General features: G+C 49.9%; 1 protein-coding gene. It reads left to right on the top strand.

Translation table 11 applies throughout. The features are described 5' to 3' along the window. A partial coding sequence (locus B4K20_RS09355) for an efflux RND transporter permease subunit (protein ID WP_289282686.1) occupies nt 1-1017 on the top strand: 1017 nt, incomplete at both ends.

Below are 1017 nucleotides of genomic sequence, written 5' to 3' on the forward strand. Positions count from 1 at the left end.
CCTGAGATGGGACCTATCGCGACGGGGCTGGGTGAGATTCTGATGTACACGGTGACAGCCGAGCCGGGGGCCAAGCAGGATGATGGCTCACCTTATAACGCCACCGAGTTGCGCGTCATTCAGGACTGGGTAATTAAGCCGCGTCTGGAGCGCGTTAAAGGTATCACTGAAGTGAATACCAACGGTGGCTTCGACAAGCAATACCATGTTCAGCCAGACCCTACGAAACTACTGAACTTTAGTGTCAGTCTCAGTGAATTGAAACAGACATTGATGCAAAACAATGATAATCGAGGAGCTGGTTATATTGAGCGCTTCGGTGAACAAATTCTGGTTCGGTCACCTGGACAACTCAAGACTATCGACGATATTCGCCATGTGGTGGTGAAAAATATTAATGATCGGCCAGTATTAGTCCAAGATGTTGCCGATGTCGTCATCGGCAAACCACTACGCAGCGGTGCAGGGACTCGCGATGGCAAAGAAGCCGTTGTAGGTACAGTGATGATGCTAGTCGGTGAAAACTCACGCGCAGTTTCTGAAAGGGTCGCAAAGGAACTTAAATCGATTCAATCCTCATTACCGGAAGGTGTCATCGCGGAAGCGGTCTATAACCGCACAACACTGGTCGACAAGGCCATCAAAACGGTGCAAAAAAACCTGCTGGAAGGCGCTCTGCTGGTCATCGTCGTATTGTTTTTGCTACTGGGGAACATCCGTGCTGCATTAATTACTGCGGCAGTTATACCCCTGGCCATGATGGCAACATTTACCGGTATGGTCCAAGCGGGCATTTCTGCCAACCTCATGAGCCTAGGGGCGCTCGACTTTGGTTTGATTGTCGATGGTGCTGTGATTGTGGTTGAAAACGCGATTCGCAGGCTCTCTATTGCACAAAGACAGGCTGGGGGAATATTACCCTTAAAAGATCGACTACAGGTCGTTTTTGAAGCCACTAACGAAGTAATACGGCCCAGTCTGTTTGGGGTGGCGATTATTACCGTCGTCTACATCCCC

The sequence above is a fragment of the Methylophaga sp. UBA5088 genome (genome assembly GCF_002414625.1).
GTDB lineage: Bacteria > Pseudomonadota > Gammaproteobacteria > Nitrosococcales > Methylophagaceae > Methylophaga > Methylophaga marina.